17 protein-coding genes are annotated in these 14,843 nt (G+C 70.7%); 12 read left to right on the top strand and 5 right to left on the bottom strand.

Translation table 11 applies throughout. The annotated features are described in order from the left end of the window. Nucleotides 1-5 precede the first annotated feature (5 nt). A complete protein-coding gene (locus AC6JA9_RS24900) occupies nt 6-788 on the bottom strand; it encodes a thiazole synthase (RefSeq protein WP_074955609.1) in 783 nt (260 codons plus the stop codon). Between the two features lie 13 nt (nt 789-801). After that, nucleotides 802-1,002, bottom strand: coding sequence for a sulfur carrier protein ThiS (gene thiS, locus AC6JA9_RS24895; RefSeq protein ID WP_141324516.1), 201 nt, complete (start codon nt 1,000-1,002; stop codon nt 802-804). Between the two features lie 119 nt (nt 1,003-1,121). On the opposite strand from thiS, the gene AC6JA9_RS24890 reads away from it, so the two are divergent. From AC6JA9_RS24890 to AC6JA9_RS24850, 9 genes are all read left to right on the top strand, one after another. Continuing rightward, on the top strand, nt 1,122-1,511 hold the full coding sequence (locus tag AC6JA9_RS24890) for a hypothetical protein (protein WP_223747712.1): 390 nt from the start codon (nt 1,122-1,124) through the stop codon (nt 1,509-1,511). Nucleotides 1,512-1,522: 11 nt separating this feature from the next. Further along, a complete protein-coding gene (locus tag AC6JA9_RS24885; protein WP_223785203.1) occupies nt 1,523-2,053 on the top strand; it encodes a hypothetical protein in 531 nt (176 codons plus the stop codon). Nucleotides 2,054-2,107: 54 nt separating this feature from the next. Then, nucleotides 2,108-2,686, top strand: coding sequence for a hypothetical protein (locus tag AC6JA9_RS24880; RefSeq protein ID WP_497957947.1), 579 nt, complete (start codon nt 2,108-2,110; stop codon nt 2,684-2,686). Nucleotides 2,687-2,940: 254 nt separating this feature from the next. Further along, the gene (locus AC6JA9_RS24875) at nt 2,941-3,531 is read left to right on the top strand and encodes a hypothetical protein (protein WP_223747715.1); all 591 of its coding nucleotides are present in this window, start codon (nt 2,941-2,943) and stop codon (nt 3,529-3,531) included. 207 nt (nt 3,532-3,738) lie between these two features. Next, nucleotides 3,739-4,872 carry a serine/threonine-protein kinase gene (locus AC6JA9_RS24870; protein ID WP_497957946.1) on the top strand — a complete coding sequence of 378 codons (1,134 nt, stop codon included), beginning with the start codon at nt 3,739-3,741 and terminating at the stop codon, nt 4,870-4,872. 60 nt (nt 4,873-4,932) lie between these two features. Next, the gene (locus AC6JA9_RS24865; protein ID WP_267700648.1) at nt 4,933-5,937 is read left to right on the top strand and encodes a dipeptidase; all 1,005 of its coding nucleotides are present in this window, start codon (nt 4,933-4,935) and stop codon (nt 5,935-5,937) included. Nucleotides 5,938-5,973: 36 nt separating this feature from the next. Beyond that, on the top strand, nt 5,974-6,357 hold the full coding sequence (locus AC6JA9_RS24860) for a hypothetical protein (RefSeq protein ID WP_141324522.1): 384 nt from the start codon (nt 5,974-5,976) through the stop codon (nt 6,355-6,357). A 173-nt stretch (nt 6,358-6,530) separates the two neighbouring features. After that, nucleotides 6,531-7,994 carry a hypothetical protein gene (locus tag AC6JA9_RS24855; protein WP_497957945.1) on the top strand — a complete coding sequence of 488 codons (1,464 nt, stop codon included), beginning with the start codon at nt 6,531-6,533 and terminating at the stop codon, nt 7,992-7,994. Then, complete coding sequence (locus tag AC6JA9_RS24850; RefSeq protein ID WP_497957944.1) at nt 7,991-9,166, top strand: ARPP-2 domain-containing protein; 1,176 nt, start codon at nt 7,991-7,993, stop codon at nt 9,164-9,166. The genes AC6JA9_RS24855 and AC6JA9_RS24850 overlap by 4 nt, the downstream gene beginning before the upstream one ends. Before the next feature lie 5 nt (nt 9,167-9,171). Here the strand turns inward: AC6JA9_RS24850 and AC6JA9_RS24845 are convergent, their stop codons facing one another. Then, the gene (locus tag AC6JA9_RS24845) at nt 9,172-9,954 is read right to left on the bottom strand and encodes an alpha/beta fold hydrolase (protein ID WP_497957943.1); all 783 of its coding nucleotides are present in this window, start codon (nt 9,952-9,954) and stop codon (nt 9,172-9,174) included. Between the two features lie 20 nt (nt 9,955-9,974). Beyond that, nucleotides 9,975-10,916: a magnesium/cobalt transporter CorA gene (corA, locus tag AC6JA9_RS24840; protein ID WP_223747721.1), complete on the bottom strand. Its 942-nt coding sequence runs from the start codon at nt 10,914-10,916 to the stop codon at nt 9,975-9,977. An 80-nt stretch (nt 10,917-10,996) separates the two neighbouring features. On the opposite strand from corA, the gene AC6JA9_RS24835 reads away from it, so the two are divergent. Genes AC6JA9_RS24835 through AC6JA9_RS24825 form a run of 3 tightly spaced genes read left to right on the top strand, consistent with a single transcriptional unit; the run spans nt 10,997 to nt 14,179 of the window. Then, nucleotides 10,997-12,154 (top strand): hypothetical protein, encoded by a 1,158-nt coding sequence (locus AC6JA9_RS24835; protein ID WP_141324527.1) that lies wholly within the window; start codon nt 10,997-10,999, stop codon nt 12,152-12,154. Then, entirely contained in the window at nt 12,154-12,978 is an 825-nt protein-coding gene (locus tag AC6JA9_RS24830) for an HAD-IIB family hydrolase (RefSeq protein WP_143097187.1), read from the top strand. Before AC6JA9_RS24835 ends, AC6JA9_RS24830 begins: the two co-directional genes overlap by 1 nt. Before the next feature lie 4 nt (nt 12,979-12,982). Next, entirely contained in the window at nt 12,983-14,179 is a 1,197-nt protein-coding gene (locus tag AC6JA9_RS24825) for a class I SAM-dependent rRNA methyltransferase (protein ID WP_141324529.1), read from the top strand. A 185-nt stretch (nt 14,180-14,364) separates the two neighbouring features. On the opposite strand, the gene AC6JA9_RS24820 is transcribed toward AC6JA9_RS24825, so the two are convergent. Continuing rightward, nucleotides 14,365-14,787, bottom strand: a complete 423-nt coding sequence (locus AC6JA9_RS24820) for a hypothetical protein (RefSeq protein WP_497960752.1) — start codon at nt 14,785-14,787, stop codon at nt 14,365-14,367. Nucleotides 14,788-14,843: the final 56 nt, after the last annotated feature.

Genomic DNA, 14,843 nt, shown 5'->3' with positions numbered 1-14,843 from the left:
GAAGGCTACTGGACGATGCCGTCGATGGGGCTGGACGCGGAGCCGTAGGCCTTCCGGGGGATGCGGCCGGCGAGGTACGCGTCGCGGCCCGCCTCCACGGCCTTCTTCATGGCCACGGCCATGCGCACCGGGTCCTGCGCGCCGGCGATGGCGGTGTTCATCAGCACGCCGTCCACGCCCAGCTCCATGGCGATGGCCGCGTCGGACGCGGTGCCCACGCCTGCGTCGACGATGACGGGCACCTTCACCGTCTCCAGGATGAGGCGCAGGTTGTGCGGGTTGCGGATGCCCAGGCCGCTGCCGATGGGCGCGCCCAGCGGCATCACCGCCGCGCAGCCCGCGTCCTCCAGCTTGCGCGCGGTGATGGGGTCATCGCTGGTGTAGGGCAGCACGGTGAAGCCCTCCTTCACCAGGATGCGCGCCGCCTTCACCGTCTCCTCGACGTCCGGGTAGAGCGTCTTCTCGTCGCCGAGGACCTCCAGCTTCACCCACTTGCTCATGCCCAGCTCCTCGGCGAGCCGGCAGGTGCGCACCGCGTCGTCGGCCGTGTAGCAGAGGGCCGTGTTGGGCAGCAGGCGCAGCTTCTGCCGGTCGATGAAGCTCATGAGCGACGCCTCGCCCGTGGCCTTCAGGTCCAGCCGGCGCACGGCCACCGTGACCATCTCCGTGCCCGAGGACTCGTGGCACTGCTTCATGATGGCGTGACTGGGGTACTTGCCGGTCCCCAGGATGAGGCGGGAGGAGAACGTCACCCCCGCGATGGTGAAGGGCTTGTCCTGGATGCTCATGGCCATCTCCTCGCTACCCGCCGCCGACGAAGGTGACGATCTCCACGCGGTCCCCCGGCTGGAGGCGGTGCTCGGGGTGGCGGGCGCGGCGCACCACCTCGGCGTTCACCTCCACGGCCACGCCCGGGCCGCCGACCCGAAGCGACTCCAGCAGCGCCGAGAGGGTGATGGCCTCCGGCACCTCGCGCGTTTCTCCGTTGACCCAGACCTGCACGGCGTCACGGCTCCTTGCGATGGGGACCCGGGCACGCACTACAGGGGCCCTCTCGTGCTGTCAACGCACACTCCGGCAGTACGTCCGCCAGCGTCACCGCTATACTCGGCGCCATGCTCATGGCTCCCAGCAGGCTTGTCTCCACCGCGCTCGTCGTCGCGCTCGGGCTGCCCGTCACCGCCGCCGCCGCGGACCCCGTCGCGACCCTGGATGCCCCTGTCCGCGCGCCCCAGCCCCTGCTGCACGGTCACCGGTATGCCTTCGTCGCGGGCGGCGTGCTGGCCGTGGGGGGGCTGGGCCTGGGCTTCTTCGCGCAGGGAGAGGCCAAGCGCGCGCAGAGCCTGTCGTCCGCCCGGGAGGCGAGGAGCACGCTGGACCGCGCCCGCTCGGCGTCCACCGCGGCCAACCTGATGTACGCCGCCGCGGGCGCCGCCGTGCTGTACGGGCTGGTGCTGGAGCTGCTCCCGGACGAGGCCGCCGACACCGCCAGCCTCACCTACCACTTCTGACCGAGCCCCCCGTGGCCCTCCGCTCTCCTGTCCCCCTCCTGGCCTGCGGTGCCGTGCTGGTGGCCGTGGCCTGCTCCATCAACGTGGACGACCTCGCCGGGCGCGCCTGCACGGACGACACCGAGTGCCCCTCCGCGTATGCCTGCACCGCCGTGGCCGCCGACGGCCAGCGCACGTGCGAGGTCATCTATCCCCCCAGCTACGCCGAGGCCGACGGCGGCACGGACGCGGGGCCGGTGCCCACGTACTGCAAGGACGTGGCGCCCATCCTCGCCGCCAGCTGCGTGAGCACCTGCCACGGCGCGGACACCAGCGGCAGCGGCCAGTCCTCGTTCCGGCTGGACTACTACGAGCCCACGGGCAACGGCGCGCCGGGCGCGCGCGCCAAGGCGCTGCGCATCCGGGTGCGCACGTCGGACCTGAAGGACATGCCTCCCTCGGGCAGCGGCGTCACCCAGCCCACCGCCGAGGAGCGGGCCCTGGTGGCGCGCTGGGTGGCCGGTGGTGCTCCCTTCTGTGACAGCCCCGATGCCGGGCCCTGACGTCGCGGCCGTTCCCCCTCGCTTCCTTCGTCCCCGGTTTCTCCCGAGCCCAACATGAAGAAACTCCTCGCGGGCGCCACCGGCGCGGCCGCCCTCCTCGTGGCCTGCACCATCGACGTGGCGGACTTCACCGGCAAGACGTGCGAGACGGCCGGCGACTGTCCCGACACGCACGTCTGTGTCGCGGTGAGGCAGGGGCAGGGGCGCACGTGCGAGGTGCTCGGCCTGCCCGGGGCCGACGCGGGCCCCACCGACGCGGGGCCGGTGCCCACGTACTGCGACGACGTGCAGCCCATCCTCGCCGCCAGCTGCGTGAGCACCTGCCACGGCGCGGACACCAGCGGCAGCGGCCAGTCCTCGTTCCGGCTGGACTACTACGTGGCGCCGGATGGCGGCGCGGACGGTGGTGGACTGCCGGGCGCTTTCGCGAAGGCGGAGAGAATCCGCGCGCGCACTTCGGTGTTCCAGGACATGCCGCCCTCGCCGACCACCGTCCCGTTGCCCACGGCGGAGCAGCGTGCCCTCGTCGCCCGCTGGGTGGAGGGCGGCGCTCCGTTCTGCGATGACGCCGACGCGGGCGGCGGCGCGCCGGATGGCGGTTCTCCGGACGCTGGCGGCGACGCGGGGCCGTAGTCCATCAGCGCCTGGAGCACGGGGAGAAGCCGGCGCCTCTCAGGAGGCAATCCGTTTCTCTCCGATGGGCCGTGTCGGGGAATGTTCCCACGCAGAGCGGCCGGGCGAGCAAGGCCCGGGCGCACGCCGAGGGCCCCCTGTGTCCTCCCGCGCGTGTGCGCAAGCCCTGTGCAAGTTCGAGGGGAGCGCTCACTTTCTGTCCAACACCGGGGAACACTCACTCCGGACAGCCTACCGAAAGGGGCAGGACGAACATGCGCAAGCTCATGATGGCGGTCGGTGCGGTCGCGGCGATGGCGATGGTGACCGGTTGCAGCAAGCGGGACAACGTGGCGGAGCAGCGCCAGGACGTCGCCGAGGCGCAGAGCGAAGCCCGCCAGGAGGTGGCGGAGATTCGCCAGGACGAGCAGCAGGACATCGCGAACACCCAGCGCAACGCGCAGGAGGACATTGCCGAGTCCCAGCGTGAGGCGAACGAGGAGATCGCCAGCGCCCAGGAGGACGTCCGCGATGAGCAGGCGGACCTCGCCGAGGCGCAGCGTGATCGCAACGAGGAGCTGGCCCAGGGTGGCTCCGGCACGGCGGGCGCCATGGCGGCGACCACCAACGTGTCCGGTCGCGTGCTCTCCACCAGCGGCAGCTCGCTGACGGTGGTGGACACCTCCAACAACCGTCAGCTCAAGCTGAAGACGAACGACCAGAGCCGCATCCTCCAGAACAACCAGGAGGTGAAGCTGGGTGACCTGAAGGAGGGTGACCAGGTCCGCGCGTCGTACGTCATGGATGGCAAGGACATGGTGGTCCGCGAGCTGAACGTCACGCAGAACGTGACGCCCACCAAGTAACCCACGGGGCGCGGTCGGGCGGCTCGTCTCCTCACGGGCGGCCCAGGGACGGCTCCCACTCCGGTGGGGGCCGTTTCCTTTTTTCCCTGAATCCATTCTGAAGGGTCGGAAGTGCGTGTCGGACCTGGATGGTAGGGAGGATGCGTGAGGTTTCCTCACGCCTTCCCAACCCTGGGGAGGTCCTTCGCATCAGGAGCCGTCCTTCGCATGGGCACCCACCACCCGGACCAGCCTTCCCTCAAACCCTTCATCCTCTTCTCCGCGGGCGCCACGTCCTATGAGTTGATCCGCTACCTGGGCTCGCGTGGCTCGGGGGAGCTGCTGCTCGCCCGCAGGCACTACGCGGACTCGCCTGGCGACCTGGTGCTCATCAAGCGCCTGATGGACGCGGAGGACGAACTCGGTCGGGCGCGGCTGCGCGAGGAGGTCAAGCTGCTGATGCGGCTGTCGCACCCGTCCATCGCGCGGGTGTTCCTGGTGCGCGTGCACGACGGCTCGCCCCACCTCGTCATGGAGTACGTGGAGGGCCAGAGCCTGGAGACGCTCATCAGCTTCGCGGCGCTGCGCCGCCGGCCGCTCTCGGAGGCCTTCACCGCCTACGTGGGGGAGCAGCTGGCGGACGCGCTCCACCACGCGCACTCGCTGGAGGATGACCGGGGCAGGCCCCTGGGGCTCGTGCACCGGGACGTCAGCCCGCGCACGCTGCGGCTGGACGCGCGCGGCCACGTGAAGCTGGCGGACTTCGCGCTGGCGTGGGCGCGGCTGCCGGGGCGCGTGGCCACCGAAGGCCACGTGGTCCGCGGAGACCTGGCGTATGCGTCTCCGGAGGTGTTGCTGCGCCGCCCGGTCGACGGGCGCTCGGACCTGTTCTCCCTGGGCGTGGTGCTGCTGGAGCTCGCCACCGGGTTGCACCTGCTGGACCTGGAGCCGGTGGAGCGCGCGGCGCTCGCGGCCGGCCCGCACGCGGACGCGGAGGTGCTCCAGGCGGAGTCGCCCAGCTGGCTGCCCCTGCCGTTGATGGCGGCGCGCGTGGCCTGCTTCGCGCCGGAGCACGTGGAGCATGCGACGCGGTCCCTGAGCTCGCCGCTGCGCTCCATCCTGGCGCGGCTGCTGCGCCGGGAGCCGGAGGAGCGCTTCCAGACGGCGCTGGAGCTGCGGGACGCGCTGCGCGGGGTGCTGGCGGGGCGGGGGTACACGTATGGCCCGCCGGAGGCCGCGCGGGAGGCCCTGCAGGTGCGCCAGGAGGCGCGCTCCCGGGGGCAGGCCGCGGACGTGCTGTCCCCGGAGGACGCGCTGGCCGGGCTCGCCTTCCCCCGTGGCGTCATCGCCACCGGGACATGAGCCCGGCGTGGGTCGGAGGGTGCTTGTCTGGGGCCGTGGGATGGGCAGACTCAGGCACCTATGGGTGACGTGAACGAGCTCCACCAGCGCTGGTGCATCGCGGACGGACACGCGGACTCCCTCATGTGGAACCGGGATTTGTGTGTCCGCTCCGACGAGGGGCACGTGGACTTCCCCCGCCTGCGGGAGGCGGGGGTGAAGCTGCAGTGCTTCACCATCGTCACCCGGGGCTTCCCCTTCATCGGCGGCTTCCCGGTGTTCGCCGCGTGGCGCGGCTGGCCTCGGGAGGCGCGCGCCAGCGAGTGGACGCGGGCGCTGTGGCAGCTCGAGCGCATGGCGGAGTTCTGCCAGCGCTCCGGGGACACGGTGCGCGTGGCCGACTCGCGTCAGGTGTTGGACGACAACTTGGCCCAGGGGCGGCTGTCCGCGGTGCTGGGCGTGGAGGGCGGGCACGCCATCGAGGGGAAGGTGGAGCGGCTGGCGGAACTGCACCGCCGGGGTGTGCGCTTCATGGGGCTCACGCACCTGTCGAACAATGACCTGGGCGGCTCCTCGTTCCCGATGATGGGCAACCGGGGGCTGACGACGCTGGGCCACGAGGTGATGGAGGAGATGGCCCGGCTGGGATTGAGCGTGGACGTGGCGCACGCCTCCGAGCGCACCCTGGAGAACCTCTTCTCCCATCCCTCGGTGCGCTACTTCTGTTCGCACACGGGGGTGCGCGCGGCGGGGGGCGGGTGGCGCAACCTGAGCGACGCCTCGCTGCGCTTCATCGCGGACCGGGGTGGGGTGGTGGGAATCATCTTCGCCCCCGTGTACCTGGGCGGAGACTCGGTGGACGACGTGGTTCGCCACATCGAGCACGCGGTGGACGTCATGGGCGAGGAGGGCGTGGGCCTGGGCTCGGACTACGACGGCATGGTGCCCTTGCCCAAGGGCATGAAGGACGTCACGGACCTGCGCCTGCTCACCACGGCACTGCTGCGCCGCCATCCGGAGTCCTGGGTGGAACGTGTGATGGGCGCAAACTTCCGGCGTTTCTTCCAGTCGACACTGGGTGGTTGACCGGGAGCGGGACGCTCGAAATATTGGGTTCAGCCCATGAACCGCTCCTTCCTCGCACTCGTGTCCGCTGTTGGCTCCCTCCTCCTCACCGCCTGCGGTGGCCCCGGCTCGGGGGACGACTGCGACGAACCGGGGAGCTTCATCTGTCAGGAGGCCGTCCTGGCCCTGGAGTGTCGTTCCGGCAAGTGGCGGCAGCTGCCGTGCCGGGGCCCGCTGGGGTGCCGCGAGTCTGACGAGGCGGTGCGCTGTGACACCTCCGGCAACGGCCCGGGGGATGCGTGCGCGGCCAGCGCCGAGGGGCGGGGCCTGTGCCGTCAGGACGGGAAGGCCATCCTGGAGTGCCGCGAGGGCATCCTGGTGGAGACGGCCTCGTGCACCTCCTGCGTGGTGGAGGACACCGAGGTGTCGTGCCAGCCGTGAGGCGGTGAAGGCGGACGTCAGGAGTCCCCGGCGCGCGACGTGTGGTAGCCTCGGCGCGCCGCTCGCGGGACTCCGATGCGACTTCCGATTCAAGCCTTTGGAGCCTGACACGCTGGTCGTTTCACTCTTCCCCGAGCGGCGCTCCTCTCGTCTTCCCGGAGGCAGTGCGCGCGATGGCCTTGCCCGCAGAAGTCCGTATCGAACAGGTCGCCCGAGAGGACCTGGTGATGTTCGTCAACGCGTGCTTCTCCTGCACGGGCCAGCGGGAGTTCTACGGTGACGCGCGCGGGCAGTCGGTCTCCATCGAGTTCCTGCACCAGTACATCCTGGGCAACTACCGGCGCCTCTACCGCCGCACGCTCGCGGCGGGCATCAACCACTTCAACCAGGCGCAGATCATCCTCAACCTGCTCGCCGCCGGCAGTCCCGTGGACCCGGCCGGGCGAGCGGAGGAGGGGGCCCTCATCGCCGCGGCGCTGCGCCGGCTGCCCACGCAGCGCGCGTTCCGGGTGTTGGAGTCGCTGCGCTCGCGGCACGTCAACAACCGCCGCAGCCGCGCCATCGTCCGGGAGTACCTGGCCGGGCGCTCGAACCTCTCCTTCGACGCGGTGAAGTACCGCTCCAAGCTGCGCGCGGCGGTGGTGCACGGGCACGTGAAGCTGGAGGGCGAGCTGGGGCCGTTCCTCTTCAAGGGCTGGAAGAAGCGGGTCTTCACCCAGCCGCTGTTCGAATCCTTTCGTCGGGCGCACTTCGCGCAAGAAGCGCTCTACGAGCTGCCCTACACGGTGGCGGAGGGACTGGCGCAGAAGCACGGCGTCCCGCGCGACGTGTTCCTCCAGGGCATCGAGCCGCGCCTCACCCAGGCGGAGCGCCTGCGACTCCAGGAGTCCGCCGCGCGCGAGGGGGGCGTGGAGCCGGCGGTGGACCTGTCCCGCGCGCCGCTGACGAAGCTCGCGCTGTATGTGTTGTCATTGAAGGCGGAGGCGCGGGCCTCTCGCCGCGAGGAGTTGCACACCGCGCTGGAGGGCTCGGCGGCGCGGGTGCTGGCGCGCGCGAAGCCCGCGTTGGGGAAGGTGGCGGCGGTGTTGGACCGGAGCTATTCGACGTCGGGCTCGCTGCAGAAGCGGCGGCGTCCGCTGGCCGTGGCGATGGCGACGCACTACCTGCTGTCCTCCGCGGCGCGGGAGTACCGGGCCTTCTGGACGGGCGAGCCCGTGGAGGACCCGTTGACGGTGTCGGCGCGCGGGCAGACGGACCTGGCCACGCCGCTGTTGGATGCGCTGGAGTGGGGCGCGGAGCTGGTGGTCATCGTCTCGGATGGCTACGACAATGACCCGCCGGGCGCGGTGGCGGAGTTGACGCGGGTGTTCCGTGAGCGCCTGGACCGGGACCGGCGCACCGCGCTGGTGCACGTCAATCCCGTCTTCGACGCGGAGGAGTACGCGCCGCGCTCGTTCGGCGGAGCGGTGGCCACGGTGGGCGTGCGAGACGCCGAGGACGTCCCGACGGTGCTCGGGTTCGCGCGCTTCGCGGAGGGCACGGCGTCGCTGGCGGAGCTGGAGCGCTACCTGTCCGGACGCGTGGATTCGTGGCTGAAGCCCCAGGTGCATGAAGGCGCGGACGAGGTGGAGGCATGAGCGACACGCGACTCATCCGGCGACTGGAGGCGCACGGGCTGCGCTTCGCGCCCGCGCAGGCGTGGAACCGCATGCGGCTGGTGCCGGTGCTCCGCGACGAGGTGCGGGACGACCTGCGCTTCGCGCGCCGCGAGTACTCGGAGTGGGCGGCGGTGGTGTCCCTGGCGGGTGAGCTCGAGGGCCGCGGCCTCAAGTACATCTCCTACGTCCCGCACGGCATGGTGGTGAGCTGGGGCCAGCGCCAGGCGGACGCCGTCTACGGCACGCGGCTGAACGCGCGTGACGGCAAGAAGGTGATGGCCGGCCCCGTCCCGGTGCGCCTGTTGCACCGCATGGTGCACCGCGAGGACAAGAACCAGCTGCGCATGTTGCCCCTGCATCTGGCGATGGAGGGCTTCCTGGCGCAGCACTTCGGCGGGCCGGAGATCGCCTGGTCGGAGTACTCGCGCGACGCGCTGACCTACGGGCTCAATCCCCGCATGGAGTCCTCCGTCCCCGGGTGGCTCAGCTCGGTGTTGGACGGGGCGCTGCGCACCTTCGAGGTCCACGAGAAGCAGGTGGGCCTGCTGCTCTTCAACGCGGATGAGCTGCTGTCCGCCTTCGTCGTCTCGCATCCCGACGACTACCGCGTCCTGCACCGCACGCTGCTCGAGGACTTCTACGGCGAGCTGCTGCTCCAGTACGGCTATCTCCAGGAGGTCGTCGAGCTGTGGACGCCGCTGGACGCGAAGCGGGTGTCGAGCCTCGGTGACCTGCGCGCGGAGGTGACGCGCATGCGCGAGGACTGGGGCGCCTTCCACGGCTTCATGGCCGGAGGCCTCTTCGGCGTCGAGGTGTCGTCACAGAAGGTGTACGAGGCCGGCCCGTATCTCCTGCAGCGCTTCCACACGAGCCTGGTCCCGTCGGCGGAGAACCACCTGGGCGAGGCCATCGTGGACAAGGACGGCACGCTTCAATACCTGAAGACGTACCGCCTCTCCGCGGCGCAGACGCGTCGCGCCTACCTGCTGCAACGGCTCGCCCAATCCCGGTGGAACCTGGACGAGGTCGCCGAGCACATGGGCTCCACCCGTCAGGAGCTCGTCACCCGCATCCAGAACGCGGGCTTCGGTTATCTCCTCAAGGCGCATGTCCTCGAGGAGGCCCGCCGACTGGCGACCCGTGGGCGCTGAGCTCCTCAGAGTGACGCGAGGAACGCGTCCAGCACCGCGTTGACGCGCTCGGGCTGCTCCTGGTTGGCCAGGTGCGCGGCGCCGGGGATGACCTCCAGCCGGGCTCCCGTCACCAGGTCCGCCATCTGCTTCGCCTTCTCGGGCGGGGTGATGGCGTCGTGCTCTCCCACCACCATCAACGCGGGCCCCGCGTAGCGCGCCAGGATGTCCTTGCTGTCGGGACGCAGCGCCATGCCACGCTGGGCGGCGGCGATGGCCTGGGGCGAGGCCGCGCGCATCTGCGCCTCCACCGCGCGACCCACGGGTGAATCCGCTCCCGAGCCGACCAGCTTGGACAGCAGGGCCTGGATGACGGGCTCCACGCCTTTTTCGAGCGCCTCCTTCGCGGAGGCCTCGCGGCGCGCCTTGCCCGCGTCGTCATCCGCGGTGCACTGCGTGTCCATCAACACGAGGCCCGCAACCCGCCCCGCGTCCTCGCGCAGCAGCGCCATGGCCGCGTAGCCACCCATGGACACTCCACCCACCACGGCCCGGTCGATGCCGAGCGCATCCAGCAGCGCCAGGGTGTCCTGGGCGATGAGGGACATGAGGGTGGGGCCCTCGCCGAGCCCGCTCCCGCCGAAGCCCCGCGTGTCCGGGAGGATGAAGCGGTAGCGGCCCGACAGGGCCTTCACCTGCGCATCGAAGGACTCCCCGTTGAGGGGAAAGGCGTGCAGCAGCACCACCGCCGGGCCCTGGCCCACGTCGCGGTAGTGCAGGGAGAGGCCATTCACGGTGACGGTCGGCATGCATCCTCCAGCGAGCGGCCTCACAGCCACTGCTTGCGTTTGAACCAGAAGAAGAGGGACACGGGCAGGGCGACAATCGAGACCCACATGGCGATGTACGAGCCCCGTCCCGACAGCGCATCGAAGTTCTGCCCGAAGAATCCGACGATGAACGAGAGCGGCAGGAAGATGGTGGCGAAGATGGTGAGCTGCTTGGTGATGTCGTTCGTCTTGTTGGCCACCATCGACAGGTAGCCGTCCATCACGTTGCCCAGGATGTCGCGGCCCGCGTCGATCTGCTCGTACAGCCGCACCAGGTGGTCGTACACGTCGCGGAAGTAGAGCGTGGAGCGCTCGTCGACGTGGGGGATGCCTCGTCGCGCCATCAGCCCCACCACGTCGCGCTGGGGGGAGAGCACCCGGCGCAGCTGCACCAGCATCCGCTTCAGCTCGAAGATGCGCTGCAACTGGGCCTTCTCCACCTGCTCGAAGATGGCCACCTCCAGGTCCTCCAGCTCGTCGCTGAACGTGTCGAGGATGGGAAACTGGGCATCCACCAGCCCGTCCGCCAGCAGGTAGAGGATGAAGTCCGTGCCGCGCCCCAGGGTGGTGGCAGGGTCCGCGCGCACGCGCTGTCTCACGGACTCCAGCCCGTTGAAGGGCAGCTCGTGCACGCTGATGATCCACTCCTTGGCGAGGAAGAAGTGGTGCTCATGGAGGGTGAGCTGGCAGACGTCCTTGCCCGCGCTGAAGCCCTGGAGCACGACGAAGACGTGGTTGGGGTACTCCTCCAGCTTGGGGCGCTGGTCCAGGTGGAGGCAGTCCTCGACGGCCAGCTTGTGCAGGCCGAAGCGCTCGGCGAGCCGGGCCATCTGCGCCTCGTCGGGCTGGAGGACGTCGATCCACTTGCGCCCCTCCTCGGCGAGCAGCTCCTCACCCCCGGTGAAGAGGGCTCCGTCCTTCAGCAGACAGACCTGAATCATCCCGTAGCGCTCCCGGGCCTTGCGGCGCGGCCCCGGTCCGAGTGCTAGAACTCCCCCGCGCGGAAGTCGAGCGCTAGAGTGTGCCCCCCGTGTCCGCAGACGCCGAGAACCCGCAGGCCTCCCTGACTCCGAGGCTCGAAGAAATCCTCCAGGCCCACCCCGACGGCGCCTTCGCCGGCCGGCTGCGCAAGGTGTACGCCGCCGCCGCCCAGGCCATCGCCCGGCTGAGCGACATGGACCTGGTGAAGTACGAGACGCCCGTGGTGGATTCCAGCCCGGACCTCTCCCTCTGGGAGGAGATGGCGCCCGTCATCCGTGACACGGTGATGGACGTCAACGCGCTCCTCAACGTCATCCGCGTGCAGTTCCCCGCGCAGCCCGGTGGAAACCTGGCCGACCTGGTCCTGAGCGGCACCAAGGACCCGGGCATGCTGATGCATGACGCGATGACGCAGCTGGCCCAGGGCATCACGCAGCTGGGCGAGGCCATGCGCAACCCGTCCGTGGTGAGCGACCGGTGGACGCTGCTGGCGGAGATCCAGCGCTTCCGCTCGAGCTTCCGTGAGCGCGTCAGCAACCTCGTGTTCGAGACGGCGAGCACGCTGGGCGAGGTGACGCGGGCGCAGGTGGTGCCCGGCCACGAGGCGGAGGTGAAGGCCGCGGTGACGGTGCGCGCCATCTCCGCGGACCTGGGCCGCATCCTGACGGCGCGGCTCAACAAGGTGCGCGAGGCGGAGGCGCAGGACGTGCAGTGGAACGCGCAGCAGCTCCAGACGGAGATGGACGCGTTCGGCCGCACGGCCGCGTACCGGAACCTGCGCGCGCAGGACAAGCGCCACATCGTGGAGATGCGCGCGGAGGTGGGGCGGCTGGCCATCCTCGCCAACCCCTCGCGCGAGGAGCTGCTGAAGGTCGTCAGCGAGCTGGACACCTTCGTGCGCGGCCTGTCCGCGGTGAACCAGCGGCAGATCCTCATCATCCACGACCGCGAGGTGTGGGCCTCCTGCGGCGTGAAGCTGGAGCGGGCCCTGTCGCTGGTGGACGAGGACGCGCCGGTGTCCGCGCGGCTGCTCGCCGAGGCGGCCCAGGCGGCCCAGGCGCTCTACGGGCGCGCGTCGGACATGGACGCGTTCCTGCGCAAGGCGCGCAAGCAGCCGCTGGCCCAGCTCACGGGCCCTGAGCTGGGGGCGACCATCGAGATCTTCCAGGGACTGCTCGCCCAACTGGACGTGATGTGATGCCGGCCTCCAGCAAGGTCGTGACGCCGCGCCCGCTGCGCGAGGCGGACCTGTCCCGTGTCGAGGGCGTCTTCACGGACGTGGATGGCACGCTGACGACGGGCCACAAGCTGCGCTCGGACACCGTGCGAGCGCTGGAGCGGCTGTCCGACTCCGGGCTGCGCGTGGTGCTGGTGAGCGGTCGTCCGGCGGGGTGGGGTGAGGCGTGGGCCCGACAGCTCCCGGTGGACGGCGTCATCGTGGAGAACGGCGGCCTGTTCTTCCTGCGCGGCAAGCGAGGGCTGCGCAAGGTGTACCTGGAGGCGCCCGCCGAGCGCGTGGCGAACCGGCGCAGGCTCCAGGCCGAGGTCGCCCGGGTGTTGAAGCAGGTGCCCGGCGCGCGGCTGTCGGTGGACAGCGCGTACACGGAAGTGGACCTGGCCGTGGACTACAACGAGGAGGCCCGCCTCGGTGAGGAGGGTGCTGCTCGCATCGAGTCGCTGCTGCACGCGCGAGGCGTGACGGCGGTGCGCTCGTCGGTGCATGTGAATTGCTGGCTCGGCCGCTTCGACAAGCTGAGCGCGACGCGGAGATTCGCGCGGGTGGCGTGGGGGGAGAAGTTGGAGCCCCGGGACGGCCGCTACGTGTACGTGGGGGATTCTTTCAACGACGCCCCGATGTTCCAGGCTTTCGAGCTGGGAGTGGGCGTGGCCAACGTGCGCGCGGTGCTGGACCGCATCGACGCGCCGCCGGCCTTCATCACCCGGGCGGCGGAGGGCAAGGGCTTCGAGGAGCTGGCCCGGACGCTGCTGGCCCGGCGGAGCCGAAGGGCTCGTGAGGAGTGACACCGTGAATGTCGTGAAGTTGGAGCTGGCGCGCGGACTGGGACGGCACCTGCGCGCGGGGCACCCGTGGGTGTTCCGCAAGGCGCTGGAGCACGTGCCGCGCATCCCCGCCGGCAGCGTGGTGGACCTGACGGAGAACGGGAAGTTCGTCGCGCGCGGGTATTACGATCCGCACTCGGCCATCGCCGTGCGGGTGCTGACGCGCGACTCGCGGGACACGGTGGACGCGGGCTTCATCACCCGGCGCGTGCGCCAGGCGCTGGCCGAGCGCCAGTCGCTCATCGACCTGACGGACACGGACAGCTACCGCCTGATCCACGGCGAGGGCGACGGCCTGCCGGGCGTGGTGGTGGACCTCTACGCGGGCTGGGCGGTGATGAAGCTGTACTCGGCCGGCCTGACGCCGTACCGGCCGCTCATCATCGAGGCCTTGAAGGCCGGGGTGCCGGGGCTCAAGGGCATCGTCGGCCGCGACGAGGTGGCGCGCGACGACGTGGAGGAGGACGAGGGCCGAGGCACCGGGCGCATGCTGTACGGCCCGGAGGCGCCCGAGCAGATCGCCATCCGCGAGCGCGGCGTCACCTTCATGGTGGACGTGTGGCGAGGACAGAAGACGGGCTTCTTCCTGGACCAGCGGGAGAACCGTCACCTCATCCGTCGACTGGCCAAGGGCCGCGACGTGCTCAACTGCTTCAGCTTCAGCGGCGGCTTCTCCGTCAACGCGGCGCTGGGCGGGGCCAACAGCGTGTTCTCGGTGGACCTGGACCCGGAGGCCATCGCCCTGGCGCGCGAGAACTTCACGCGCAACGGGCTGCCCGCGGAGAAGCACGACTTCCTCGCGGCGGACGTGTTCAAGGTCATCCAGTCCTTCAAGGACGAGGGCCGCACGTTTGATTTGCTCATCCTGGATCCGCCCGCCTTCGCCAAGAGTCAGCGCGCGGTGCAGGCCGCCATCGACGGGTACGCGTCGCTCAACCGTCAGGCGCTGGGAATCCTGCGGCCCGGTGGGCTGCTGGCCACGGCGTCGTGCTCGGCGCGCGTGAGCCCGGATGAGTTCATGGGCGCGGTGCGCGAGGCGGGCTTCAAGGCCGGCGTGGACCTGGCGCTCGTCGAGGAGCGCTACCAGCCGCCAGACCACCCGGTGCGCCTGCAGTTCCCGGAGGGGAAGTACCTCAAGTTCTACGTGCTGCAGGCCGTCTGACGCGCGCTTGCTGCTCGCCGTCGCGTGGGGGCGCCGCGGAGCTTGGGGGATGAGTGTCGCTCCCTCCCGGTCGGGGAGGGTGCGTGCCCCAGGCGAGTGGCCGTGCTCCGGCCGGTGCCTCACCACCCTGGCTTGCTGCGAGGCGCGAGAAGCCGAGGTATGCGGCTTGCGGACTTGCGCCGCGCTCAGGTCCCGAAGACGCGCGACGCCACGCGGTCCAGCACGGTGGTGCCCCACGTGAGGCTGGCCTTCATCAGCCGCTCCATGTCCTTCGTGAAGGCGGAGCCCGAGGGCAGCTGCGTGTAGTCGCGGCTGAGGAACAGGCTCTTGTTCTCCGCCTCGAAGTCCACGGTGCCGCCGCCCGCGTCGGTGCCTTCCTCGGCCTCACGACGGAAGCCGTCGATGACGCCCGGCTTCGGGTCCTCGCGGAAGCGGTACACCAGCGCGCTGCACTCGAGCGTCTGCGTCGCCTCGTGGTGCTCGAAGTAGAGCTGCGCGTCGCCCACCATCGCGCCGCCGAAGCCCTGCGCGTTGAGGCCCTCGCTCATCCCCGCGCCCTGCGTCTGCAGATACCAGCGCACGAGCTCCCGCGCGGCCTCGCGAGTCATCGGGCCGCCCGGTGGGGGAGGGGGCTTCGCCAGGCCCATGGTCGACAGGAGCCACT

The organism is Myxococcus sp. MH1, from assembly GCF_059738865.1.
Note: the sequence above shows the minus strand (reverse complement) of the source record. Positions and strands in the feature narration are given on the sequence as shown.

What these genes read in the sequence shown, in the direction of transcription:
- corA (WP_223747721.1), bottom strand. Translation starts at nt 10,916, where the DNA reads ATGATTCAGGTCTGTCTGCTGAAGGACGGAGCCCTCTTCACCGGGGGT.
- AC6JA9_RS24890 (WP_223747712.1), top strand. Translation starts at nt 1,122, where the DNA reads ATGGCTCCCAGCAGGCTTGTCTCCACCGCGCTCGTCGTCGCGCTCGGG.
- AC6JA9_RS24850 (WP_497957944.1), top strand. Translation starts at nt 7,991, where the DNA reads ATGAGCGACACGCGACTCATCCGGCGACTGGAGGCGCACGGGCTGCGC.
- AC6JA9_RS24900 (WP_074955609.1), bottom strand. Translation starts at nt 788, where the DNA reads ATGAGCATCCAGGACAAGCCCTTCACCATCGCGGGGGTGACGTTCTCC.
- AC6JA9_RS24845 (WP_497957943.1), bottom strand. Translation starts at nt 9,954, where the DNA reads ATGCCGACCGTCACCGTGAATGGCCTCTCCCTGCACTACCGCGACGTG.
- AC6JA9_RS24855 (WP_497957945.1), top strand. Translation starts at nt 6,531, where the DNA reads ATGGCCTTGCCCGCAGAAGTCCGTATCGAACAGGTCGCCCGAGAGGAC.
- AC6JA9_RS24870 (WP_497957946.1), top strand. Translation starts at nt 3,739, where the DNA reads ATGGGCACCCACCACCCGGACCAGCCTTCCCTCAAACCCTTCATCCTC.
- AC6JA9_RS24820 (WP_497960752.1), bottom strand. Translation starts at nt 14,787, where the DNA reads ATGACTCGCGAGGCCGCGCGGGAGCTCGTGCGCTGGTATCTGCAGACG.
- AC6JA9_RS24865 (WP_267700648.1), top strand. Translation starts at nt 4,933, where the DNA reads ATGGGTGACGTGAACGAGCTCCACCAGCGCTGGTGCATCGCGGACGGA.
- AC6JA9_RS24830 (WP_143097187.1), top strand. Translation starts at nt 12,154, where the DNA reads ATGCCGGCCTCCAGCAAGGTCGTGACGCCGCGCCCGCTGCGCGAGGCG.
- AC6JA9_RS24880 (WP_497957947.1), top strand. Translation starts at nt 2,108, where the DNA reads ATGAAGAAACTCCTCGCGGGCGCCACCGGCGCGGCCGCCCTCCTCGTG.
- AC6JA9_RS24860 (WP_141324522.1), top strand. Translation starts at nt 5,974, where the DNA reads ATGAACCGCTCCTTCCTCGCACTCGTGTCCGCTGTTGGCTCCCTCCTC.
- AC6JA9_RS24875 (WP_223747715.1), top strand. Translation starts at nt 2,941, where the DNA reads ATGCGCAAGCTCATGATGGCGGTCGGTGCGGTCGCGGCGATGGCGATG.